This is a genomic window from Arthrobacter sp. 10T425, from assembly GCF_056393985.1.
The window spans coordinates 1-22,208 of record NZ_JBFTGZ010000002.1 but is presented as its reverse complement, the minus strand read 5'-3'; the positions used below and the strand labels follow the sequence as shown (position 1 = coordinate 22,208).

The 22,208-nt window shown below is 68.6% G+C and carries 24 protein-coding genes; 11 read left to right on the top strand and 13 right to left on the bottom strand.

Annotated features, from left to right (window positions below):
* Positions 1 to 124: 124 nt before the first annotated feature.
* Entirely contained in the window at positions 125 to 343 is a 219-nt protein-coding gene (locus AC1DDH_RS02365) for a hypothetical protein (protein WP_018776166.1), read from the bottom strand.
* A 131-nt stretch (positions 344 to 474) separates the two neighbouring features.
* Here AC1DDH_RS02365 and AC1DDH_RS02360 point away from each other — a divergent pair, with 131 nt between their 5' ends.
* Positions 475 to 1,740: a helix-turn-helix domain-containing protein gene (locus AC1DDH_RS02360; RefSeq protein ID WP_459385576.1), complete on the top strand. Its 1,266-nt coding sequence runs from the start codon at positions 475 to 477 to the stop codon at positions 1,738 to 1,740.
* 33 nt (positions 1,741 to 1,773) lie between these two features.
* Here the strand turns inward: AC1DDH_RS02360 and AC1DDH_RS02355 are convergent, their stop codons facing one another.
* The gene (locus AC1DDH_RS02355) at positions 1,774 to 2,787 is read right to left on the bottom strand and encodes a phosphoribosylaminoimidazolesuccinocarboxamide synthase (RefSeq protein WP_476954765.1); all 1,014 of its coding nucleotides are present in this window, start codon (positions 2,785 to 2,787) and stop codon (positions 1,774 to 1,776) included.
* On the bottom strand, positions 2,784 to 4,094 hold the full coding sequence (purD, locus tag AC1DDH_RS02350) for a phosphoribosylamine--glycine ligase (RefSeq protein WP_476855508.1): 1,311 nt from the start codon (positions 4,092 to 4,094) through the stop codon (positions 2,784 to 2,786). Before purD ends, AC1DDH_RS02355 begins: the two co-directional genes overlap by 4 nt.
* A gap of 714 nt (positions 4,095 to 4,808) precedes the next feature.
* Here purD and AC1DDH_RS02345 point away from each other — a divergent pair.
* The 3 genes from AC1DDH_RS02345 to AC1DDH_RS02335 are packed head-to-tail and all read left to right on the top strand — an operon-like array spanning position 4,809 to position 7,884.
* On the top strand, positions 4,809 to 6,398 hold the full coding sequence (locus tag AC1DDH_RS02345) for a molybdopterin-dependent oxidoreductase (protein WP_476954764.1): 1,590 nt from the start codon (positions 4,809 to 4,811) through the stop codon (positions 6,396 to 6,398).
* Positions 6,399 to 6,434: 36 nt separating this feature from the next.
* On the top strand, positions 6,435 to 7,451 hold the full coding sequence (locus AC1DDH_RS02340) for an asparaginase (RefSeq protein WP_079555582.1): 1,017 nt from the start codon (positions 6,435 to 6,437) through the stop codon (positions 7,449 to 7,451).
* Positions 7,452 to 7,464: 13 nt separating this feature from the next.
* On the top strand, positions 7,465 to 7,884 hold the full coding sequence (locus tag AC1DDH_RS02335; protein ID WP_476954763.1) for a sterol carrier family protein: 420 nt from the start codon (positions 7,465 to 7,467) through the stop codon (positions 7,882 to 7,884).
* A 70-nt stretch (positions 7,885 to 7,954) separates the two neighbouring features.
* Here AC1DDH_RS02335 and AC1DDH_RS02330 read toward each other — a convergent pair whose 3' ends face one another.
* The 4 genes from AC1DDH_RS02330 to AC1DDH_RS02315 all read right to left on the bottom strand — a co-directional run bounded on the left by AC1DDH_RS02330 (position 7,955) and on the right by AC1DDH_RS02315 (position 11,519).
* Positions 7,955 to 8,716, bottom strand: coding sequence for an SDR family oxidoreductase (locus AC1DDH_RS02330; RefSeq protein WP_476850259.1), 762 nt, complete (start codon positions 8,714 to 8,716; stop codon positions 7,955 to 7,957).
* 175 nt (positions 8,717 to 8,891) lie between these two features.
* Positions 8,892 to 9,209: a hypothetical protein gene (locus AC1DDH_RS02325; protein ID WP_476850260.1), complete on the bottom strand. Its 318-nt coding sequence runs from the start codon at positions 9,207 to 9,209 to the stop codon at positions 8,892 to 8,894.
* Positions 9,210 to 9,271: 62 nt separating this feature from the next.
* Entirely contained in the window at positions 9,272 to 9,577 is a 306-nt protein-coding gene (locus tag AC1DDH_RS02320; RefSeq protein ID WP_223913587.1) for a hypothetical protein, read from the bottom strand.
* A 154-nt stretch (positions 9,578 to 9,731) separates the two neighbouring features.
* On the bottom strand, positions 9,732 to 11,519 hold the full coding sequence (locus AC1DDH_RS02315; RefSeq protein WP_476850261.1) for a glycoside hydrolase family 15 protein: 1,788 nt from the start codon (positions 11,517 to 11,519) through the stop codon (positions 9,732 to 9,734).
* 90 nt (positions 11,520 to 11,609) lie between these two features.
* On the opposite strand from AC1DDH_RS02315, the gene AC1DDH_RS02310 reads away from it, so the two are divergent.
* Positions 11,610 to 12,350: a DUF72 domain-containing protein gene (locus AC1DDH_RS02310; protein ID WP_476954762.1), complete on the top strand. Its 741-nt coding sequence runs from the start codon at positions 11,610 to 11,612 to the stop codon at positions 12,348 to 12,350.
* A gap of 91 nt (positions 12,351 to 12,441) precedes the next feature.
* Positions 12,442 to 13,509 (top strand): App1 family protein, encoded by a 1,068-nt coding sequence (locus tag AC1DDH_RS02305; protein WP_230010202.1) that lies wholly within the window; start codon positions 12,442 to 12,444, stop codon positions 13,507 to 13,509.
* A 21-nt stretch (positions 13,510 to 13,530) separates the two neighbouring features.
* Here the strand turns inward: AC1DDH_RS02305 and AC1DDH_RS02300 are convergent, their stop codons facing one another.
* Positions 13,531 to 15,069 (bottom strand): GH1 family beta-glucosidase, encoded by a 1,539-nt coding sequence (locus tag AC1DDH_RS02300; RefSeq protein WP_476954761.1) that lies wholly within the window; start codon positions 15,067 to 15,069, stop codon positions 13,531 to 13,533.
* Positions 15,070 to 15,192: 123 nt separating this feature from the next.
* Between AC1DDH_RS02300 and AC1DDH_RS02295 the strand changes: the two genes are divergently transcribed.
* Positions 15,193 to 15,741 carry a TspO/MBR family protein gene (locus AC1DDH_RS02295; RefSeq protein WP_230007698.1) on the top strand — a complete coding sequence of 183 codons (549 nt, stop codon included), beginning with the start codon at positions 15,193 to 15,195 and terminating at the stop codon, positions 15,739 to 15,741.
* 26 nt (positions 15,742 to 15,767) lie between these two features.
* Here AC1DDH_RS02295 and AC1DDH_RS02290 read toward each other — a convergent pair whose 3' ends face one another.
* The 3 genes from AC1DDH_RS02290 to AC1DDH_RS02280 all read right to left on the bottom strand — a co-directional run bounded on the left by AC1DDH_RS02290 (position 15,768) and on the right by AC1DDH_RS02280 (position 17,116).
* Positions 15,768 to 16,157: a hypothetical protein gene (locus AC1DDH_RS02290; RefSeq protein WP_230007693.1), complete on the bottom strand. Its 390-nt coding sequence runs from the start codon at positions 16,155 to 16,157 to the stop codon at positions 15,768 to 15,770.
* A gap of 93 nt (positions 16,158 to 16,250) precedes the next feature.
* Positions 16,251 to 16,616 (bottom strand): J domain-containing protein, encoded by a 366-nt coding sequence (locus AC1DDH_RS02285; protein ID WP_476954760.1) that lies wholly within the window; start codon positions 16,614 to 16,616, stop codon positions 16,251 to 16,253.
* A 71-nt stretch (positions 16,617 to 16,687) separates the two neighbouring features.
* Positions 16,688 to 17,116: an Hsp20/alpha crystallin family protein gene (locus tag AC1DDH_RS02280; RefSeq protein WP_290370254.1), complete on the bottom strand. Its 429-nt coding sequence runs from the start codon at positions 17,114 to 17,116 to the stop codon at positions 16,688 to 16,690.
* Positions 17,117 to 17,253: 137 nt separating this feature from the next.
* Here AC1DDH_RS02280 and AC1DDH_RS02275 point away from each other — a divergent pair, with 137 nt between their 5' ends.
* Positions 17,254 to 17,541 carry a MerR family transcriptional regulator gene (locus tag AC1DDH_RS02275; RefSeq protein WP_230007695.1) on the top strand — a complete coding sequence of 96 codons (288 nt, stop codon included), beginning with the start codon at positions 17,254 to 17,256 and terminating at the stop codon, positions 17,539 to 17,541.
* A 6-nt stretch (positions 17,542 to 17,547) separates the two neighbouring features.
* Here AC1DDH_RS02275 and AC1DDH_RS02270 read toward each other — a convergent pair whose 3' ends face one another.
* The gene (locus AC1DDH_RS02270) at positions 17,548 to 18,330 is read right to left on the bottom strand and encodes a phosphatase PAP2 family protein (RefSeq protein WP_230007696.1); all 783 of its coding nucleotides are present in this window, start codon (positions 18,328 to 18,330) and stop codon (positions 17,548 to 17,550) included.
* A 235-nt stretch (positions 18,331 to 18,565) separates the two neighbouring features.
* Between AC1DDH_RS02270 and AC1DDH_RS02265 the strand changes: the two genes are divergently transcribed.
* The 3 genes from AC1DDH_RS02265 to AC1DDH_RS02255 all read left to right on the top strand — a co-directional run bounded on the left by AC1DDH_RS02265 (position 18,566) and on the right by AC1DDH_RS02255 (position 21,799).
* Positions 18,566 to 20,224, top strand: a complete 1,659-nt coding sequence (locus AC1DDH_RS02265) for a purine-cytosine permease family protein (protein WP_476954759.1) — start codon at positions 18,566 to 18,568, stop codon at positions 20,222 to 20,224.
* On the top strand, positions 20,221 to 21,387 hold the full coding sequence (locus AC1DDH_RS02260; RefSeq protein WP_476872233.1) for a cyclase family protein: 1,167 nt from the start codon (positions 20,221 to 20,223) through the stop codon (positions 21,385 to 21,387). Before AC1DDH_RS02265 ends, AC1DDH_RS02260 begins: the two co-directional genes overlap by 4 nt.
* A gap of 202 nt (positions 21,388 to 21,589) precedes the next feature.
* On the top strand, positions 21,590 to 21,799 hold the full coding sequence (locus AC1DDH_RS02255) for a hypothetical protein (protein ID WP_028276129.1): 210 nt from the start codon (positions 21,590 to 21,592) through the stop codon (positions 21,797 to 21,799).
* Positions 21,800 to 21,935: 136 nt separating this feature from the next.
* On the opposite strand, the gene AC1DDH_RS02250 is transcribed toward AC1DDH_RS02255, so the two are convergent.
* Positions 21,936 to 22,208: enolase C-terminal domain-like protein (locus AC1DDH_RS02250; RefSeq protein ID WP_476872833.1), on the bottom strand; the 273-nt coding region annotated here is incomplete at its 5' end.

Sequence of the window (22,208 nt, the reverse complement as noted above, 5' to 3'; positions counted from 1 at the left end):
AGGGCCCGGCCCCTGCCCCCCGGACACAACGCAGCCCCGGGAGGAAATCTCCCGGGGCTGTGCCGGATATCCGTGCCGCAGGCAGCCGGCCGTTGCTGCGCCGGGCCTGCCGTATCGGGGCTTGTTACATCGGGTCGGGCCAGTTGCCGACGTTTAGCGAGTGGGTCATGGGGTCGGGCCAGTTGCCCACCGCCTGGGCGGTGCGCATGGGATCGGGCCAGTTGCCGACGGCGGCAACGTCTGAGACATCGGTAAGTGAAGCAGCGGACAGCACGGCCGGGGCCGCGGCGGAGAATGCCAGTGCGCCCGCCAAAACGGCGCCGGCTGCAATCTTCTTCAACATAAGTTTCCTCAATATGGGTTGGGGTTCCTTAACCAAGTCAGCACTACCCTTGTTGACACACATTGTAAAATGGTTTCTACAGAGACTGTCAAGCATTTAGTACAAAGAATGTCCGGAATTAGGAGGTATCCGTGGGGAACGGATTTGGGGAGAAGCTCCGCGCGGAACGGCTCGAACGGGGCCTGACGCAGGCGGAGTTGGGCCGTGACCTGTACTCCCCCAGCTACATTTCTCTGCTGGAAACCGGACGCCGCGAGCCGACCGCCGATGTCATCGAGGAGCTTGCCCGCCGGCTTGAACTGGCCCCCAAGGCGCTTGAGGCCTGGAGCCAGCCGGTGTCCGTCAGCGACGCCGAATACGTGCTCGCGGGATTGTATGCCCGGCAGGCCTGGGACCTCCGGGACTACCCCGTGGCCGCCACCCACGCCGCCGCCGCCGCCAAGATCGCCCTGGAGGCCAAGAACACCAGCGCGTGGTGGAACATGACCTATATGCAGGCCGAGTGCCTGATCAAGCAGGGCCTCTGGCAGGAGTGCAAGGACGTGGTCCAGAATCTCCTGGAGCACCCGATGGCCGCGGAGTCTGCCGGGCTCGGCGTCCGGGCCCAGCAGATGCTCGCCGCAGCCTCGCAGGGCCAGGGGCAGCTGACCGCCGCCGTCGAGCATGCGCAGGAAGCGGTGCGGCTCTGCGCACAGCTGCCCAAAGGCTCCACCATGATCATCGGCGCCCTCCGCGCCCTGATTGGTGCCCTGGCCGAGAGCGGCCGGCTCGATGAGGCCTGGGAGTACTGCCAGGCCATGAACGACCAGATGGACGACCACTCGATGTCCCAGCTCGCCGGCGAGGTGGCCTGGGTGATCGGCAACGTGGCCTTCATGCGCCACGACTATCCCGAGGGGATCAAGTACCACGAGCGGGCCGGCCGGCTGCTCTCCCCGGCCAACGACATCGACCTGTGGGCCCGGTTCAACAAGGCCTCCGCCGCCGTCCGCCTGTCCTCGGGAATCGTCGAACCCGAGACGCTCTCATCGATCGAGCGCGCCGAACTGGCCCTGTCGATTGTCGGCGGCAACAAGACCGACCAGCTGGAGGTCGCCTTCATCCGGGCCCGCTGGCTCTACCTCACGGGCGACATCGTGGCCGCCGTCCAGAAGCTGCGCGAGATCCATGCCGAGCGGGAGGCTCTGGCCCGGCACACGGCCGGCGAGGTCTCCCTGCTGCTGGGGAAGGCGCTCAAGGCTGCCGGGGAGGCCGCGGAGGCGCTGGTGTACCTCGAGGAAGCCCAGAAGGAGTTCAGCGCGGCGGGCGCCTCGGACCGGGTCCAGCAGGCGCTGGACGCCGTGCTCGAGATCAAGCTCGCCCAGCGCCGGGCCGAGGCCGCTTCCGCGGAAGCCTAGCCCCGGCCGGACCGGGCCAGGCGAACGGCCCGGCTAGGCGAACGTCCGGCCGGTGAGCTTCTCGTAGGCCTCCACGTAGCGGCTGCGGGTGCGCGCCACAACGTCGGCCGGAAGGACGGGCGGGGGCGTGTCCGAGGCCTTGTCCCAGCCCGACTCCGGCGAGGTCAGCCAGTCGCGCACATACTGCTTGTCATAGGACGGCTGCGCCTGCCCGGGCCGGTACGTGGCCGCATCCCAAAACCGTGAGGAATCCGGGGTCAGCACCTCGTCGCCGAGCGTGATGACGCCGGTCGCCGCGTCGAGGCCGAACTCCACCTTGGTGTCCGCCAGGATGATGCCGCGGCCGCGCGCGATTTCCTCGGCCTTGGTATAGATCTCCAGGGTCAGCCTGCTCAGGTCCGCCGCGACGTCCGCACCCACGAAGCCGACGACGGCGTCATAAGTGATGTTCTCGTCGTGCTCACCCACCTCGGCCTTGGCCGACGGCGTGAAGATCGCCTCCTGCAGCCGTGACCCGTCAACCAGGCCGGCGGGCAGCGGGATGCTGCACACTGTGCCCGACGCGCGGTACTCCGCGAGCCCGGTGCCGGTGAGGTAGCCGCGGGCGATGCATTCGACCGGGAACATGTCCAGCTTCTTGCAGATCATTGCCCGGCCCTCGACGGCGGCGGGGACACCGTCGTCGGCCGTGGAAGCGAGGACGTGGTGCGCGACCTCGAGCTGGTCGAACCACCACAGGCTCAGCTGGGTCAGGATGCGGCCCTTGTCCGGGATCTCGCTGGCCAGTACGTGGTCGAACGCACTGATCCGGTCGCTGGCCACCACCAGGACACAATCCTGGCCGAAGCGTTCCGCGAGCGCCGGGTCCGCGGGGACGTAGAGGTCGCGGACCTTGCCGGAGTAGACGTGCCGCCAGCCGGGCAGGTCCTGCGTGGCGGTGTCGAGCCCGCCCTTGGGCCGGGTCTCAGGCGTGGTCTCAGGCGGGGTCTCAGGCGTGGTCTCGGACTGGGTGCCGGGCGTCGGCGCTGCGGATTCGGTCACGTTCATGCCTTCGCTTTCGACGCGGCCGCGGTTCCCGGCCCGGCTACCCGGATCTGGCCGCGGGCGGCCTTGCCGCCGATGTCGGTGCGGAACTGGCTGCCGTCCAGCTGGACGAGCTCGACGCCGTCGTACGCCCGCTCCCGGGCCTCCACGAGGTCCGTGCCCAGCGCCACCACGGCCAGGACGCGGCCGCCGGCGGAGACGACCTTGCCTTCGCCGTCGAGCTTGGTCCCGGCGTGGATCACGTGGACGCCGTCCAGGGCGTCGACCTTCTTCAGGCCCCGGATGCGGTCGCCCGTCCGCGGGGTGTCGGGGTAGTTTTCGGCGGCCACGACGACGGCGACGGCCGTGTCCTTGGACCAGCGCAGCGGCTGCACCTTGTCCAGCTCGCCCTTGGCCGCTGCCATGAGCAGCCCGCCGAGGGGCGTCTTGAGCCGGGCGAGGACGGCCTGGGTTTCGGGATCGCCGAACCGGACGTTGAATTCGATGACCCGCGTGCCGCGCGAGGTCAGGGCGAGGCCGACGAAGAGGACGCCGACAAACGGGGTGCCGCGGTGCGCCATCTGGTTGACCGTGGGCTGGGCGACGCGGTCGATCACTTCCTGCACGAGGCCTTCGGGGGCCCACTCCAGCGGTGTGTACGCGCCCATGCCGCCGGTGTTGGGGCCCTCGTCGTTGTCGAAGATGCGCTTGAAGTCCTGCGCCGGGGACAGGGCCACGGTGTTGGTGCCGTCGCAAAGGACGAACACGGAGACCTCGGGTCCGTCCAGGAACTCCTCGATCACCACGGTGCCGCCCGCGTCGAAGCAGGTCTGGGCATGCGCGAGGGCCTCGTCCCGGTTGGAGGTGACCACGACGCCCTTGCCGGCCGCGAGCCCGTCGTCCTTGACGACGTACGGGGCGCCGAAGGTATCGAGGGCGTCGGCGGCTTCCCCGGCGTTGGAGGCAACGCGGGCCATTGCGGTGGGCACGCCGGCCTCGGCCATGACTTCCTTGGCGAATGCCTTGGACGCTTCCAGCTGGGCCGCGGCCTTGCTGGGGCCGAAGACCGGGACGCCGGCGGCGCGGACGGCGTCGGACACGCCGGCGGCGAGGGGCGCCTCCGGACCGACCACCACCAGGTCAACGGTGAGCTTGAGGGCCAACGCCGCGACGGCGTCGGGATCGTTCGCGTCGATCGCATATGTGGGGACCAGCGCGCTGATGCCGGCGTTGCCCGGGGCCGCGTGGACCTCGGAAACGTTCGGGTCTGCAAGCAAGGATCGGACAATGGCGTGTTCGCGGCCGCCGGGGCCGATGACAAGTACCTTCACAGTCTCCAAGGGTACGTGGTGCACCCCGCAGGCTCCTAAGCTGTGTCGGCCGCCGGACATGCTCAATTTTCGCGGCGGCGCCTCGCGGGCGCCGGGCAATCCGCGGCTCGGCGCTCCCGGCGCAGGGCGGCAATCCTGAGTCCGGCAGTCCCGGGCACCAGCAATCCTGAGCTCAGCAGCGCCGGGGACCGGGGACAACCCGCGGGACATGCCCAGTCCCGGCCGCGGCCACTGGGCATAATGCCACCATGCCCATGCCTGGCTCCCGAGGCTGGACATGTCCCGTGGTGCCGGAGAGCATGCCCCTGCCGGGGTGCCAAGGCTGGACATGTCCTACTGGGTCCGGGGAGCATGTTGCACGCGCCAAGTTACGACCGGACATGTCCCCGGCCGCCTGGCACAGACCCAGGCACCAGCCGCGGGACCGCATCTGAGTCCGCAGCGCGGCACCCACGGGGCCGGGCAATCCGGGGGACATGCCCAGTCCCGGCCGCGGCCACTGGGCATAATGCCACCATGCCCATGCCTGGCTCCCAGGACTGGACATGTCCCGTGGTGCCGGAAAACATGCCCACGCCCGGGTCCCAAGACTGGACATGTCCCGGGGACCGCGGGCATGTCCACGCCAGGGTCCGGCAGGAGGGCATGCGCACACGCCCGGAACCAGGTCCGGCGCCGGACAATCCGCGGGGCGCGCGGCTACGAATGGCATGTATGAACAAACCCAGCATGAAGCCCAGCAAGCGGTCCCGCGGCGCCACAGCCCTGGCCGCGGTGGCCGGAGTGGCTGCGGCCACCGTCGTCCTGTCCGTCGCGGAACTGATCGGGGCGTTCTTCACCCCACGGGCGACGCCCCTGATTGCGCTGGGATCGACGTTCATCGACTTCACGCCGCTGTGGATGAAGAACTTCGCCGTTGAAACGTTCGGCACCAACGACAAGGCCGCATTATTCGTCGGCATGGCGGTCACGATCCTGCTCCTGGCGTGCGTGCTCGGCATCGTGGCGTACCGGACATGGGCCCTGGGTGTGGCCGGGGTGGTGCTGATGGGCGCCGTGATCGTCGGCAGCGTGGTGACGCGGGCCAGCGTCAAGCCGATCGATGCCATTCCCTCCCTGATCGGCACCGTCGCCGGGCTGGTGGTGCTGCGGCTCCTGATCACCCGGCTGTGGCGGATGCAGGAATGGCCGGACCGGGCAGCGGACGTCGCCGCGAAGGAACCCGAGCGCCCGGCGACCACGCGGCGCGGGTTCTTCGCCGCCGCCGGCATCACCGCGGCCGCCTCGGCCGTCGCCGCCACCGGCGGACGCCTGCTGAGCGCGGCCCGCAGCAACGTGGCCGCGGCCCGCGAGTCGCTGCAGCTGCCCGCGCCCGCCAAGGCCGCCGCCGCGGTCCCGGCCGGGGTCCAGTCCAAGGCGCCCGGCGTCACGCCGTGGCTGACCCCGAACAAGGACTTCTACCGGATCGACACGGCGCTGAGCGTGCCGGAGATCAACGTCCAGGACTGGGAACTGCGCATCCACGGCCTCGTGGAACAAGAGGTCCGGCTCACCTTCCAGGACCTGCTCGACGCCCAGCTCATCGAATCCCATGTGTCCCTGACCTGCGTGTCCAACCCGGTCGGCGGCAATCTGGCCGGCAACGCCAAGTGGCTGGGCATGCCCATCCGCGACGCCCTGAAGCTGGCCCGCCCCACACAGGGCGCGGACATGGTGCTTTCCACCTCGGCTGACGGCTTCAGCGCCTCGACGCCCCTGGAAGTCCTCCAGGACGACCGCGACGCGATGCTGGCGATCGGCATGAACGGCGAGGCGCTCCCGCTCGAGCACGGCTACCCGGTGCGGATGGTGGTTCCCGGCCTGTACGGCTTCGTCTCCGCCACCAAGTGGGTGGTGGACCTGGAGGTGACCCGGTTCGCGGACAGCAAGGCGTACTGGACCCAGCGGGGCTGGTCCGAACGCGGCCCGATCAAGACCATGGCGCGGGTCGAGGTGCCCAAGTCCTTCGCCAAGGTCCCCGCCGGAAAGATCGCCATCGGCGGCACCGCGTGGGCCCAGACCCGCGGGATCACCAAGGTCGAGGTGCAGATCGACAGCGGGCCCTGGACCGAGGCGGTACTCTCCGACGAGGCCTCCCTCATCACGTGGCGGCAGTGGTCCCTGGACTGGGATGCCACGCCGGGCCCGCACTACATCAAGGTACGCGCCACGGACGGCAAGGGCGAGGTCCAGACGGACAAGCGGGCGGATCCGGTTCCGGACGGCGCCTCCGGCTGGCAGTCGGTGATGGTGACCGTGGAATAACCGGGGTATCAGCACCGGGCACCATAGACTTGCAGCATGGCTTTGAACCCGCATGCAACATTCACAGTCGACTCCGCCGTCGAACTGGCAGTCATCGAACGCAGCGGCTTCGTGGAGTCCCGCCACATCGGCTCGGCCGTGGTGCTGGCCGCGGACGGGACGGTAGTGATCGAGCTCGGCGATGTGAACGCCCCGATCTTTGCCCGGTCCACGCTCAAACCGTTGCAGGCCCTGGCCTCGATGCAGTCCGGCGTACCCCTGCGGGGCGCCCAGGTGGCCATCGCGTGCGGCAGCCACGTCGGATCCCTGGATCACATGGACGTGGTCGAGGGCATGCTCAAGGCGGCCGGGGCCAAGGAAGACCAGCTGCAGTGCCCGGCCGACTGGCCCCAGGATGAGACCGCCCGGAACTGGCTCGTCCAGACCGAGCGGGGCAAGTCCCGGCTGGCCTTCAACTGTTCGGGCAAACACGCCGCGTTCCTTTGGGCGTGCACGGAGAACGGCTGGGACAAGAACAGCTACCTCGAACCCAACCACCCGCTGCAGCAGCGCATCCGCTCCGTGATCGAGGAGTACTGCGGCGAACGCATCACCCACCTGGGCATCGACGGCTGCGGCGCGCCGGTTGCCGCCGTCTCCCTGATCGGCCTGGCCCGGGCCTACTCGAAGCTGGCCAAGGCCCCGGGCGACAAGAACTCGAACGCGCGGGCAGCCACCATTGCCACGTCCATGCTGGACTACCCGTGGGCCGTCCAGGGGCGAGGGCAGGCCAACACAATCGTCATGGACGAACTCGGCATCCTGGCCAAGATCGGCGCCGAGGGCGTCCTGGTCATGGCCACCCGCCAGGGCGTCTCGGTTGCCATCAAGATGCTCGACGGCAACATCCGGGCCACCACACTGGTCGGGCTGACGCTCCTCGCGGCCTCCGGCGCCGTCGAAATCCCTGAAGTGTCCAGCGTCCTGGACAAGGTGGTGGACCCGGTACTGGGCGGGGGACGCCCGGTAGGCAAGATCCGGCTCGGGCGGGCCGTCGCGGCACTGCTGGACTAGGAGACTCGGGAAAGTGGCTGTATCGCGCCGTCGAATCGCCATGGACGAGGGCCGCGCGGCACTCGCCGCGTGGCAGGAAGCCACCGCGCCCGCACCGGGCCCGAACGTGCCGGCCGCCGGGGTCCCGGGCTCTGGAGGACCCGGCGCCGTCCCGCGCACCACGATCGCGACGGCGGTGCGATACTGCCTGGAAGAAGTCACCGCGCGGGCGCCCGGGAACTCCGTGGAGGTGCGCGTCCCGCCGTTCGGCGTCACCCAGTGTGTGGAGGGCCCGCGGCACACGCGCGGCACCCCGCCAAACGTCATCGAGTGCGACGCCGACACCTGGCTGGCGATGGTCAGCGGACGATTGAGCTGGGCCGACGCCGTCGCCGCCGGCCGTGTTGCCGCCTCGGGACTGCGCGCGGACCTGTCCGCCCTCCTGCCCCTCTAGGTCACCCGGCGGCGTCCCTCAGGACCCACCAGCCGGGGCCCGCGCCCGCAGTCGTGCCCCCAGCCGCGCCTCAGCCGCGCCCGATGAACGGCATGCCCGCAGCTGTCACCACGAGGGATCCCACGTTGGCCGACGCCGGCATCCCGGCCATCAGCAGCACGGCCCGGGCGGCGTCCTGCACCGCAAAGGTCGGCTCGGCCCGCAGGCTGCCGTCTGCCTGGGCGGTCCCGGAACCGACGCCGATCTCCTCCATGAGTTCCGTCGCCGCGTTGCCGATATCGATTTGTCCGCAGCTGATGCCGAAGCCCCGGCCGTCCAGGTCAATGCTTTTAGTCAGCCCGGTGATGGCGTGCTTGGTCACCGTGTAGGCCACCGTCCGCGGCCGGGGCGAATGCGCCGCGACCGAACCGTTGTTGATGATCCGTCCGCCCTGGGGCGACTGGGCCTTCATGGCCCGGACGGCGGCACCGGCGCAAAGGAGGGACCCCGTGAGGTTCACGGCGACGGTCGCGTCCCAGTCCTCCACGGTGATCTCGTCCACCGCGGCGGCGGGGCCGAACACGCCGGCGTTGTTGAAGAGCACGTCCACGCGCTCCCACTGCCCCAGCGCGGCGGCGAAAAGCCGTTCGACGTCGGCGGGGACGGTGACATCGCACGGGACCGCGAGCGCCTGGCGGTGGCCGGCCGCGGTCTCTCGGAGCGGTTCTTCCCGCCGCCCCGCCAGGACCACCCGGTAGCCCTCGGCCAGCATGAGCCTAGCCACTGCGCGGCCGATGCCGGAACCGGCTCCGGTGACAACGGCGACCCTTCCGGGGGTGTGGTGCTGGCTCATGAGGTCCTCCTCGACGGTTAGGCGCTGCCCGGCCAGCGTACCGCCGAGACGGCACATCACGGCAGTGTTTCGCGTCCGGAACGCCGCGAGCTGTCTCCTCGGGGGCGTCGGCTGGCGGCTGGCGGCTGGCGGCGCTTCAGCCCGGCCGCGGGGCGGACGGCCGAGCGGCAGCCGCCTAGCGGGAGTCGTCGCCGCGGTCCCGGGCCTGCCGGCCCGTGCGGTAGCCGGACCAGAACGCCAGCAGGAGCAACCCGATGCTGATCAGCGCGACCCCTGCCCAGATCCACGGGCCCATGACCATGAGCCCCTGCAGCACAACGGGCCCCGTGGCCACCGGAGCATACGCTACCCAGCCAAAGTCCTCCTGCGTCACCGGCTGGGCAAGAAGGGCCAGCCCGGCGAGCAGCATGGCCGCGGCAGTGAGCGGCACCGCCACACGGCCCAGCAGATTCTTCCGGGCACGGCCGGTGTTCCGATTCCCCCGCGGCTTCATGGCCATACTGTAACCGTTCGGCGCGGCGAACCGGCTGGGAAACGGCCTACTCGATTATCAGGTCAGGTACGGGCCTGCGCCCTCTTGCCCGCCAGCGAGCCCCCCAAGGTGGAGTTTGAGCGCCCGGCACCGCCGCGCCGCCCCCTGATCACCCGGGCGGACGATCCGGGCACGGCGGCCCGGCCATCGGCGCTGCGGTCCCTGATCAGGCCGGTTCCGGCGATTTCCCTTGCCTGGGCGACGCCGGCAACGGCGGCTTTCTTGGTGGGAAACGTCACTGAGACTGCCATCAGTTGCCCTGCCCCGTCCATCATCCGAATGCGGTAGCCGCCCTCGGGCGCGTCCACGAGCTCAAAATATCCCGCCATTTGCAACACTCCTAGTTCCCTCGTATCCCCCGCCGGGATATTAGTAAGTGTACTTATTTTACGGTGCGGGGAAAGTGCTGAAGGTCCCGCCCTTCGTCCGCCGGCGGTCGCCGCGGCGGGGCCGCGGGGGCCACTGCGGTCGCCGCGGCGGGGATCACGGAAGCGGGGTGTCGCTGCGGCGGACGCCGTCTTCATGCAGTTCCAGCGCGCTCATGACGAGGGCGAAGTGGCTAAAGGCCTGCGGCGTGTTGCCCAGCTGCCGGCCGGTCTCGACGCCCCACTCCTCGCTGAGGAGCCCGACGTCGTTGCGCAGCGCCAGCAGGCGCTCGAACAGCTCCCGGGCCTCATGGCGCCGGCCAGCCCCGATCAGGGCCTCGACCAGCCAGAAGGAGCATGCCAGGAACACCCCCTCCTCGCCGGGCAGCCCGTCATCGCTCTGTGCCGGCAGGTAGCGTCGCAGGAAGCCGTCGTGCGTCAACTCGCGCTGGACCGCATCGATGGTTCCGATGATGCGCGGATCATCCGGCGGGAGGAACCCCACCCGGGGCAGCAGCAGGAGGCTCGCATCCAGCTCCGGCCGCCCGTAGGACTGCACGAATGTGTTGCGGTCGGCGTCGAACCCGTTGGCCATGACCTCGGCGTGGATGGCGTCACGCAGCTCCTCCCAACGGTCCGCCGGGCCGGTCAGGCCGAAGTCCCGGACGCCCTTGACCATGCGGTCCGCCGCCACCCAGGCCATCACCTTGGAGTGCGTGAAATGGCGTTGCGGGCCGCGCATTTCCCACAGCCCGTTGTCCGGCTGGCGCCAGGCCGTCTCCAGATGTTCCATGAGGGCCACCTGGACGTCCCAGGCGTCGTCGGTGTGCTTGAGCAGGGAGTTCCGGGTCAGGGACAGGCAATCGAGGACCTCGCCCCAGACGTCGAGCTGCAGCTGGCCGGCCGCACCGTTACCGGTCCGCACCGGAGCGGAGTTTTCGTAGCCCTTCAGCCACGGCAGTTCGAGCTCCGGCATCCGGCGTTCGCCGTGGAGCCCGTACATGATCTGCAGATCCGCCGGGTCCCCGGCGATGGCGCGGAGCAGCCAGTCGCGCCACGCGCCGGCCTCCTCCGTGTAGCCCGCGGCCAGCAGCGCCTGCAGCGTGAGCGTGGCGTCGCGGAGCCAGCAGAAGCGGTAGTCCCAGTTCCGGGTACCGCCGATCTCCTCCGGCAGGGACGTCGTGACGGCGGCCACGATCCCGCCGGTCGGGGCAAACGTCAGGGCCTTGAGCGTGATCAGCGAGCGCTGGACGGCGTCGCGGTAGCGCCCGGTGACCGTGCACTTCGCCGACCAGCGAAGCCAGAACTCCTCGGTCGACGCCAGGACCGTTTCCGGGTTCACCGACCGCGGCCGGCCGAGGTGGCTGGGGCTCCAGGTCAGCACGAAGGGCACACGCTCCCCGGCCTTGACCGTGAAGTCGCTGACGGTATGCATCCGCTCACCGCGCAGGGGCGCCTCGGTCACCAGGTAGGCGGCATCAGGCCCGGCGACGGCGTGGATCCCGAGCTCGTCGTGGCGGACCCACGGCACAATATGGCCGTAGTCGAACCGGAGCGCCAGTTCGCCGCGCATCCGCACCGTGCCGCGGACACCGACCACGATCCGCACGATATCCGCCACCTCGTCGCGGGGCGGCATGAAGTCAATGATCCTGACCTTGCCCTCGGGCAAATCCCACTCGGTTTCCAGGATCAGCGTGCCCTTGCGGTAGCGGCGGCGCGTGCATTCCCCGCCGCCCGCCGGCGCCAGGAGCCACCGGCCGGCCGCGGGGGAATCGAGGAGGGCGCTGAAGCAGGCCGGCGAGTCGAAGCGCGGCAGGCACAGCCAGTCGATGGAGCCTTCGGTGCTGATCAGGGCAGCGGTGTGCAGATCGCCGACCATTGCGTAATCCTCGATGCGTACCATGACACTTACAGTGCCACACCGCCGTCGCCCCCGGCACGGTGGAGGGAGCATGGCGGAGGGAGCATGGCGTCGGGTGGAAGGGGAAGGGGCATGGCAGGGCACGTGGCCGCTGTGCGGATCGGCACATCCGGCTGGAGCTATGACCACTGGGACGGGGTCCTCTATCCGCCGGGCCTGCCGGCCCGGGACAGGCTGGCACATTACGCGGCCCGCTTCGACACCGTGGAATTGAATGCCAGCTTCTACCGCTGGCCGAAAGAGGGCTCATTCGCCAGCTGGCGCCGCCGCCTGCCCGACGGTTTCGCCCTGTCCGTCAAGGCGCCCCGCGGCCTGACGCACGCCAAGAAGCTTTACGCCCCCGAGGTCTGGGCGGACCGGATCACCCGGTGCTGGCACGAACTCGGCGACAAGCGGGCCGTGCTGCTCGTCCAGCTGCCCCCGGGCTTAGCGCGCGACGACGCCCGGCTGGACTACTTCCTGGCGGCTCTGCCCGGCTGGATCCGCGTCTGTGTGGAGTTCCGCCACCCCAGCTGGGACGACGACGCCGTGTACGCCCTGCTGGAACGTCACGGCGCGGCCTACTGCATCATGAGCGGCGCCGGGCTCCCGTGCGTCCTGCGCGCCACCGCGGCGTTCGTCTATATCCGGCTGCACGGCCCCGACCACGACGTCCTGTACGGCGGATCCTATTCCGATGACGACCTGCGCTGGTGGGCGGACCGGATCCGCGAGTGGCAGGCCGGCGGCAAAGACGTCTACGCGTACTTCAACAACGACGGCGGCGGCAACGCCGTCCGCAACGCCGCCACACTGCGCGGGCTGCTGGGTTAGCCGCCACGCTGGTAATCCGGCGTGGCGCGGGCCCGCGTCCGGGGACCCCCGCCGGCACAGCCGGAGCCCGGCACTGTGGGAGAGTGGAGGCATGGAATTGGCCTCGCAACCAGCGCAGCAGCTGCCCGTGTCCGGCAACAGGGCCTTCCGGCTCGCCCACTGGGTGTCGGACACCGTCAACGGGTTCCGGCTCAAGACGGCCCGGCGCTGGAAGTTCAGCCCGCAGACAGTCGCCTATCAGGGCTACGGCTCGACCGAGTGGGTCAGGGTACTGGGCCGCGTGGTCCTCACCAGCCGGCCGGTGCCCGGCGGCAAAGCGGAACGGCTGGCCCTGAACGGCAACCAGAACTTCCGCGGCTGGCGGGCGTTCACGAGCGTCCCGGTCCAGTTCACCGAGGTGGAGATCCAGATCGGCGGCGTCACCACCCGCGTGCATGCGGACCGCGGCGGTCTGGTGGACACCCTGGTTCACGTGGCGTTGACCCCGGGCTGGCATACGGCCGTGCTGCGCGCCGAGGGAACGGAACCGGTCGAGGCCAGGATTTTCGTGATCTCGCCGGACACCAGGCTCGGCATCGTCTCGGACATTGACGACACCATCATGGTCACCGCCCTCCCCCGGCCCTTCCTGGCGCTGTGGAACACCTTCGTCCTGAACGAACGGGCCCGGATGGCGACACCCGGCATGGCCGTCCTGCTGGATCGGCTCAAGGTGGAGCACCCGGAGGCGCCGGTGATCTATCTGTCCACCGGACCGTGGAACGCAGCTCCCACCCTGGCCCGTTTCATCGCCCGGAACCTCTATCCCTCGGGCGCGCTGCTGCTCACGGACTGGGGGCTGACGCACGACCGCTGGTTCCGCAGCGGCCAGGAACACAAACGGCGGAACCTTGAGCTGCTGGCCCAGGAGTTCCCGAACATGCGCTGGCTGCTGTTCGGCGACAACGGCCAGCACGATGAAGAGATTTACTCCGGCTTCGCGCAGAAGCACCCGGACCAGGTGGCCGCGATCGGCATCCGGCAGCTCTCGGCCAGTGAGGCCGTCTTCGCCGGCGGCCACTCCGACACCGGAGACCACTCGGAGTCCTCCGTCCCGTGGTTCTATTCGCCCGACGGCGCGGGGCTCGCCAAGGGCCTGCAGGACTTGGATCTGCTCTAGGTTGACCCGGCTTGAGGGGCGTCAGCTCGCCGGGTGCGGCTCTCCGACGTCGGCGGTTTCGTCCTGCCCGCCGGCGCCGCCGGGCTGCGCTGCGCTGCCGGGCTCTCCGGCGGACGCCGCGCTTCGGGCCGCAATGACCTCCTGGAGCCAGTAGTAGGAGGCCTTCGGCGTGCGGACCTGGGTATCGAAATCGACGTGCACCAGACCGAACGGCTGCTTGTAGCCGGCGGACCACTCGAAGTTGTCCATGAAGGACCACACATAGTAGCCGCGAAGGTCGACGGCCTCGGCGGCGCCGCCGGGACGTGTCGCTTCCAGGGCCGTGCCGATGTGGTCTGCAAGGTAACGCAGGCGCCGTTCGTCCGGGATTATCCGTTGGTCCGCCCCGACAGGCTGGACCACGACGTCCTCGAAACTGGCCCCGCCCTCGGTGATGAAGACCGGGGGCAGATCCGGGTAGCGGTCGGCCATCTCGGCCAGGGCGACGGACATGTATTCGGGCTTGACCGGCCAGCCGTAGGCCGTGGTCTCGGTGTCCGGGAACTGCGCGATGTGGAAGGGCGCACCGGGTGTCCCACTGAGGTCGTCCCCCATGGCCTCGGCCATGCCGGGCGGCACGGCCCCCTCACCCGGACCCGCCCCGACAAGGGTGGGCATGTAGTAGTTCAGGCCGTAAAAATCCAGGGGCTGGGAAATCAGCTCCATGTCTTCACTGGACGGGCTGAAGGACGACGAAAAGAAGGTGGCGGCCCGGATGACATCCGGGTATTTGCCGAGCAGCACCGGATCGGCGTAGAGCCGGTTCTGCGCCACATCCATGAGTCCGGCACTGACCTTGTCCAGCGGGTTCGCGGTGGCCGGGACCATCGGTGAGTAAACGTTGGTGATGCCGATGTCGCCCGGCACCTTGGCGGCACGCAGCGCCTGGAGCGCCAGGCCGTGGCCCAGCAGTTGGTGGTGCACGCTGGGGAGGGCCTTGAGCATGAGGGCCTCCCCGGGCGCGTGCATGCCCAAGGCGTAGCCGTTGGTGGTGACTGTGGCGGGCTCGTTGACAGTCACCCAGCGCCTCACGCGGTCCCCGAAGGCAGCCGCGGCGATGGCGGCGAAGTCCCCCAGCCGGTAGGCCGTGTCACGGTTCATCCAGCCGCCGGCCTCATCCAGGGGCAATGGGGTGTCCCAGTGGTAGAGCGTGGCCATGGGGGAAATGCCGTTGGCGAGCAACAGGTCGATCAGCCGGTCGTAGAAGTCCAGCCCGGCAGGGTTCGCGGGCCCGCTCCCGCCGGGCTGGATCCTGGACCAGGACAGCGAAAACCGGTACGAGTCGATCCCCAGCTCCTTCATCAGAGCCACGTCCTCGGGCATCCGGTGGTAGTGGTCGCAGGAAACGGCCGGGCTCTGGTCCTCCACGATCGAACCCGGCTTCGCGGCGAAGACATCCCATCCGGAAGGGCCGCGGCCGTCTTCATCGAGTGCACCCTCGATCTGGAAGGCGGAGGTCGCCACACCCAGGGTGAAGCCGGGCGGAAGAAGGGAAGCCAGATCCTTGGCGGAAGCGTTCATCGACGGGGACCTCTATGTAGTTTCGGTGGTTGGTTGACTGATTTTAGGCTCCCCCGGGGGTGAGCGCCACGACCCTGGCCGTTTGACGGACGCGATGCCAACGGCCACTGTTGATCGGTGCACGTGAAAATTGAACAAGGCGTCAACCGCCGGCCGCCATCGGCGCCGCCCAGCCCCGGCCGGCAGACGGCAGCCCTCCTTTGCTTCCTGGCGGTCTCCCATGGGGTGTCCTTCGTGGCGTCGCTGGTCATTATCGGCAACGCCGGCGGCTGGTACGCGGCGGCAGAGAAGGCTCCGTGGACTCCGCCGGGCTGGGCCTTCGGAGCGGTCTGGACGGTGCTCTACACGACAATGGCAGTGGCGGCGTGGCTCGTCTGGCGCCGGGAAACAGGACTTCGCTCCGGGCGCGGCCGGGGGGCCATGACCGTCTACGCCATCCTGCTGCTCGTCAACCTCGCCTGGGCGCCCCTGTTCTTCGGCATGTACCCCATGGCCGGCGGGGCCGCGCTCTGGCTGGCCCTGCTGCTCATCGCCGTCCATGCGGTGGCCGCCGCCGTCACGGTGGTCCGGTTCGGCCTGATCAGCCGGGCAGCGGGCCTGCTCATGCTGCCGTACCTCTCCTGGATCGTGTTCTCGCTGAGCCTGAACGCCTATGCCGCCGCCAGCAACTGATCCTGGCATCTGCTGGTCCCTGCCGTTCAGAACAGCGACGTCTCCGGCCCGAACAGGAAGACTTTGGCGTGCTCCACGGCCTTGCGGAAGGCATCGTTCCGCAGCGTCACGAGCTGCTCAGCCTCATCCAGCGAGGGTTCCAGATACTCCGTGAAGCCGGGCCTCAGCACCCAGATATCACCCGCGGGCGGCAGGTAGAACACGCCGAAGGACCGGTGCTGGCTGTCTTCATCTGTCCAGACCGGGACCACCGCCAGCGCCGCACCCGTGTCGATGTTGATCCATTGCGCACGGGGCAACGGGGCCTCATGCGCCTCCGGGTCCAGGAACGGCGCCGTTCCCTCGCCCCAGCGCGCTTCGAAGCGCTCGTGGAACACCGGCATAAGGTGCGAATCGTAGCGGCGCCATGCGCTCATGGCTGGTCTCCTCCTCAGTGGATGGGGCTGCTGGATGTAACTGCTGGGTGGGTTCCTGCCCGGGTCAGCGGCCTGGCCAGGAGAGTTTCCCCGTCACGGCCCGGGTTCCCAGCGGACGGGGAGCACGCGCACAAGGGGATCCCGACGCCGGATGATGCGCACCGGGATGTCGCGGCTGCCGTGGCCGGCATGGTCGTTCCGGTGCTGGAAATTGTCGTCCTCGACGGCGGGACGCCAGCCGCCGGCGTCGTACTCCGCCCGGCTCCTGGCGTCCCGCAGCACGGCGAAAGCGTGCAGAATGGCGCCGACATCGGGAGGATCGACGTCAGACTGGCCGACGTCGGGATGGTGCCGGCGCATCAGCGCCCGGAAGGCGCGGCCAATCTCCTGCCGGCCCGCCTCCGGCGAGACGTGCAATAGCGCGTAGTAGCCTCGGGGATCAGGGTTCCTGCCGGGCATGATCGGCCTCCGTTACATGCAGCCGGAGCCGGAGCCGGAGCGACGCTGCGGGCGCCGCGCCGGCCCGGGGGCTACTTCCCGATCTCCTGCATCTTGTCCTGCGAACGGGTGACTTCAATCTTCCGCGGCTTGGCCGCCTCCGCCACCGGGATGCGGAGCGTCAGGACGCCGTCGGCGTAGTTCGCCTTGACGTTCTCCGTATCCAGGGTGTCGCCGAGGATCAGCTGGCGGCTGAACACTCCACGGGGACGCTCCGAGACCATCAGTTCCACGTCGGGCTGCGCCGGATCGCGCCGTTCCGCCCGGACCGTCAGGACATTGCGCTCAATGTCGAGCCCGATCGAGTCGACATTGACCCCCGGAAGATCGAAGGCGACGACGAATACGCCGTCTTCCTGCCATGCGTCCATGGGCATGGGCGCGGGGCGTGCCACCGTCCCGAACACCTGCTGGGCAAGCCGGTCGAAGTCACGGAACGGGTCCGTCCGAATCAACATCATTTCCCACTCCTTCAGCGAGACTTGATCTCCATTCCTTCTACAACCCACCTCAACTTTTCTGTGGTGATGGGTATAGATTTTTTATAGCACCGGTGAAACACTGATGCAAGGGAATTTTCCGGAACGGGAGGAAGACCATGGCGGACCGAGGCGTGAATTCAGGCCTGTACGCCATCTCGGTCGTGGCGCAGCTGGTGGGCACGGGGCAGCAGAATATCCGGCTCTACGAGCGCCGGGGGCTCCTCGCGCCGGACCGCACCGCGGGTGGCACCCGGCAGTACAGCGACGCAGACCTTGTGGTGCTGCGGCGGATCGGCCAACTCCTGGCAGAAGGGCTTAACCTGGCCGGCGTGGCCAAGGTGATGGAACTCGAGGCCGCCAACGCCCGGCTGCGGGCCGAACTCAAGCGGGCGCGCAGCCGCTGACGGCGCTCAGTCCTGGCTGGTGTCGGCGGTGGAGAGCGTCCCGGTGACCTGTTCGCCCGGAATCCGCGCCGTCCGCCAGGTGTCCAGCGCAATGACGCCGCCCAGGATCACGAGCGAGATCGAGAAGGCGCCCAGGGCATCGGTCATCCAGTGGTAGCCGAGGTACAGGCGGCTGACGGCGGCGAAGAAGATGCCGATCCCCGCCACGATGAAGGCGATAACAGCGGACATGGGGTTCTTCCGGCGCGAAAAGACCAGGTACGTGGTCACCAGCAGGAAGTCGCACGCGCCCAGGACGTGGCCGGACGGAAACGAGAACGTGGAGTCTGCGCCGAAGAGCATGAGGTCGATCGGAGGCCGGTGGCGTTCGACGATGTGGCCGATAATCTGCGCCAGAATGACGCCGGTCAGCATGGCACCGGCCAGGAGCATCGGCCGCCAGGCATGCTTGGCGATCAGGCCCCAGGCCACCGTCACGATCAGGACGATGATTGGCAGGCCGATGGGGCCGAAGATGATCGCCAGGATGATCATGATGATGGTGGTGGGTTCCGCGCGCAGGGTCAGGAGCCAGGTCCGCACGGGCTCATCCGCCGCCGAGATGCCGGCGTGCTGCAGGACTCCGGCGAGGATTACCACGAACAGCACGGCGCCCGCGATCATCAGCACGACGGCGGTCCGGTAGAGATTCCGGCGCGCCGTCACGCTCATGAAGCGCTCCTCCACGACGAACTTTTCGTGGAAGGTCCGCCACCGTCCCTGGGGTTTGCCTGCTTGAGCCTGTGCCATGTCGCTGTGCCGCCTTTGCGCCGTGTTGTGGATGGTCCCCGTTGAAGATTATCCCTGTTATTTACCGGGCGGCGGGCACATGGGCCGCCCGGGCTTCCCGCGGGATGGTCCCGGGCCGGCGGCCGGTTGCGTAACCCGCCGGCCGGACAGGGCAGGGCCTTGCTGTGAGCCGCTTCACAGTGTAGCCTCCAACACAACTTGTGATGCCTATAAAGCAACTCTTTAGGAATCAATGATGAGCTGGATGGAGAACAACATGGTCGAGGAAAAGCCTGACGGCGCCGGCGCAAGGCGGAACCGCGGCAAGGTCACCGACGTGGAGACCTACGGCATTGAGCGGATCCCCGAAAAGGACCGCAATGCCAGCGCCTTTGACTTGTTCAGGGTTTCGTTCGGCGGAGCCAACACCTTTGCCACCGCCTTCCTGGGCGCATTTCCGATCCTGTTCGGCCTGTCGTTCTGGCAGGGGCTCGCCGCGACGGTGACGGGCCTGGTTGTCGGCGCCCTCCTGCTGGCGCCCATGGCCGTCTTCGGCCCCACGAACGGAACCAACAACGCGGTGTCCTCCTCCGCCCACCTGGGCGTGCACGGCCGGGTGGTCGGATCATTCCTGTCACTGCTGACCGCGCTGGCATTTTTCTCCATCTCGGTCTGGAGCTCCGGCGATGCCCTGGTCGGCGGGCTGAACCGGCTCGTTGGCCTGCCGCAGGACATGGGCTCGTTCGCCGTCGCCTACGGCCTCTTCGGTGGACTCGTTCTGGTGGTCTGCGTCTACGGGTTCAAGTTCATGCTGCTCGTGAACAAGATTGCCGTCACCGCGGCCACCCTGCTGTTCGTTGTCGGGTTCATCGCCTTCGCGGGCGACCTCAACCTGAACTTCGAGGGTGCCTTCGGCACCGGATTCGACGGCGTCGGCGTCGCAGGGTTCATCCCGGCGTTCATTGGCGCGGCACTGATCGTCATGTCCAACCCCATCTCCTTCGGCGCGTTCCTGGGCGACTGGGCGCGCTACATCCCCACCGCCACCCCGAAGCGCAAAGTCATGGGCGCGGCGCTGCTGGCCCAGCTGGCCACCCTGATTCCGTTCGTCTTTGGCCTGGCCACGGCGTCCATCATCGCCACCAAGGCGCCGGAATTCATGGACCCGGCGGCGCCGAACTACGTCGGCGGCCTGCTGGCCGTCTCCCCGGCCTGGTACTTCATCCCGCTCTGCGCCATCGCCCTGATCGGCGGCATGTCCACCGGGGCGTCCTCGCTGTACGGGACCGGCCTTGACTTCAGCAGCGTCTTCCCGAGGTTCAACCGGGTCCAGGCCACCCTGTTCATCGGGGTCCTGGCGATCGCCTTCATCTTCGCCGGCCGCTTCGCCTTCAACCTCGTCCAGAGCATTTCCACGTTCGCCACCCTGATCGTGACCTGCACCGCGCCCTGGATGGTGGTGATGATCATCGGTTTCATCACCCGCCGCGGCTGGTACGACGCCGACGCCCTCCAGGTGTTCAACCGGCGCCAGACCGGCGGACGGTACTGGTTCAACCACGGCTGGAACCTGCGCGGCATGACGGCTTGGCTGGTCAGCGCCGCCGCCGGGCTGAGCATGGTGAACATGCCCGGCCAGTTCCAGGGGCCCCTGGGCAACCTGGCCGGCGGCGTGGACATCAGTCTGCCGGCATCGCTCGGGCTTGCAGCCGTCCTCTACCTCGGGCTGCTGTGGATCTTCCCGGAGCCGCGCGGAGTGTTCCCGGCCGCCGGGCCGCGCTGGATCCCCTCGAAGGACACCCCGGTGCCGCCGGTCATCGATGCGGCTGGAAACACCGTCGCTGCCGGAACACCGGAGGCAGCCGCGCCGGACTTGCACGGCGACTTCGACACGGAACTGGTGGGCCAGCGGTGACGTGGTTCGATCTCAGCGTTCCGCTGCGCACCGGAATGCCTGTCTATCCCGGCGACCCGGAGGTCCGGATCGCATCGGCACTGACCGTGGAGGCCGACGGCGCCAACGTGCTCTCGCTCGGGCTGGGCTCCCATTCGGGTACCCACGCCGACGCACCCCTGCATGTGGGCGACGGCTGGGCAGCTTTGGACGAATTGCCGTTGTCCCTTTTCGGCGGCGTCGCCGAAATCGTGGATGTCCGGGACGTGGCCCGCGGCGGCGCCATCACCGCCGCGCACCTGGCGGGGATCGCCCCGGCGGGCTCCGCCGGAAATCCTGCGGAACCTGGAAATCCGGACAATCCCGATAAGATCCTCCTGCTGCACACCGGCTGCGCAGCAGCGTGGGGAACGGAGGAGTACCTCAAGCACCCATGGCTGGAGGCTGCGGCGGCGCAACTGATCGTGGACCGCGGCTACCGCGCCGTAGGCCTGGATGCCCTCAGCGTGGATCCAACCTCCCCCGGCGCCACGCACGGCGACCAGCAGGGCAACCAGCACGGCAACCCGGCCGGCGGCGGCTTCCCCGCCCACGACATCCTGGCCGGGAACGGCTGCATCATCGTGGAAAACCTCACCGGACTGGAGCAGGTCCAGCGGGCCACAGACGCAGGATCCGACGTCGAGCTCTTCCTCTTTCCCCTCAATATCCCCGGGGCCGACGGCGCCCCGATCCGGGCCGTGGCCCGGCCGCTGCCGGCTGCGGTGCTGCAGCCGGCAGCGCCCCGCGCCCTCAGCCGCGAAGAGGTCCAGGAGGCAGCCGACCGCCTGGTCGCCGCCTTCGCCGCCACGGACACCGAGGCCTACTTTGCGGCCTTCAGCCCGGAGGCGACCTTCATCTTCCATCCGGAAGCCCAGCGCCTTGGGTCCCGCTCCGCCTACCGCACCCTTTGGGACAGCTGGCTCGCCGGTGGTTGGCGTGTGCTCGAATGCCGGAGCAGCCAGCAGGATATCCAGCTCCTCGGGGCTACCGCGGTGTTTTCGCACCGCGTGGCCACGACGGTCCGGGTTGACCGGGACGGTGGCCGCGATACGAGCGATGAACGGGAGACCATCATCTTCTCCCGCGCCTCCGACGGCGGCATTGTTTGCGTCCACGAGCATCTTTCGGCCTGCCCGCAGTGATGCCGGGTGATTAGACTCACTGGGACCACCCGGGCCTGGGTGGATCTGCAGGTCAGCCGCCCGGGCCGCAATCTGCGGGCATTTGGCGTCCGCACGGGCCACGCGCACATGCGGCGTGGTGATTTGACGGGCCAATAAATATGACGTTACTGTTCCTGAATCCATTGGGGCCGACTAGAAGCACTCCAAGAAAGACAGAGCGATGACCACCATTACCGAGCCCATTGAGATCCAGGTCGACAACCGGCGCGTGCTCGACGACCGACTCAACGACGCCGTCCGCGGGCTGCAGCAGCTCGCCATGACAACCGGGACGCACGGCATTTTGCTCACGCGGCACAAGCCGGGCCACTACACCGCGGCCCTCTCCGACCAGGTCCCCTTCGGCATGACCCGGGAACAGGTTCACTAAGCAACCAGCAAACCGGACGCTGAGAGCCGGACTCAAAAGAGCCAGGTCCCGGGCGGCTGAGCATCGACTCGCCGCCCGGGACCTTTTTGGTGTTTCAGGCACTGCCATCCGTCAGTGCCAGTTACCGGTCGTCGGGTTACCAGTCATGGACGGTGCCGTCGACGAGGCGGTTGTAGGGCAGGTAGGCCTGCTGGTAGGGGAACGCGGCGGCGGCTTCTTCGTTGAATTCCACGCCGATGCCGGGCGCCTCGCCCGGGTGCAGGTAGCCGTCGACGAAGGTCATGGATTGTTCGAAGACCTCGTTGGTCGCATCCGAGTGCTGCATGTATTCCTGGATGCCGTAGTTGTGGATCGCCAGGCCCACGTGCAGCTGCGCGGCGAACCCGACCGGGGAGATGTCGGTGGGGCC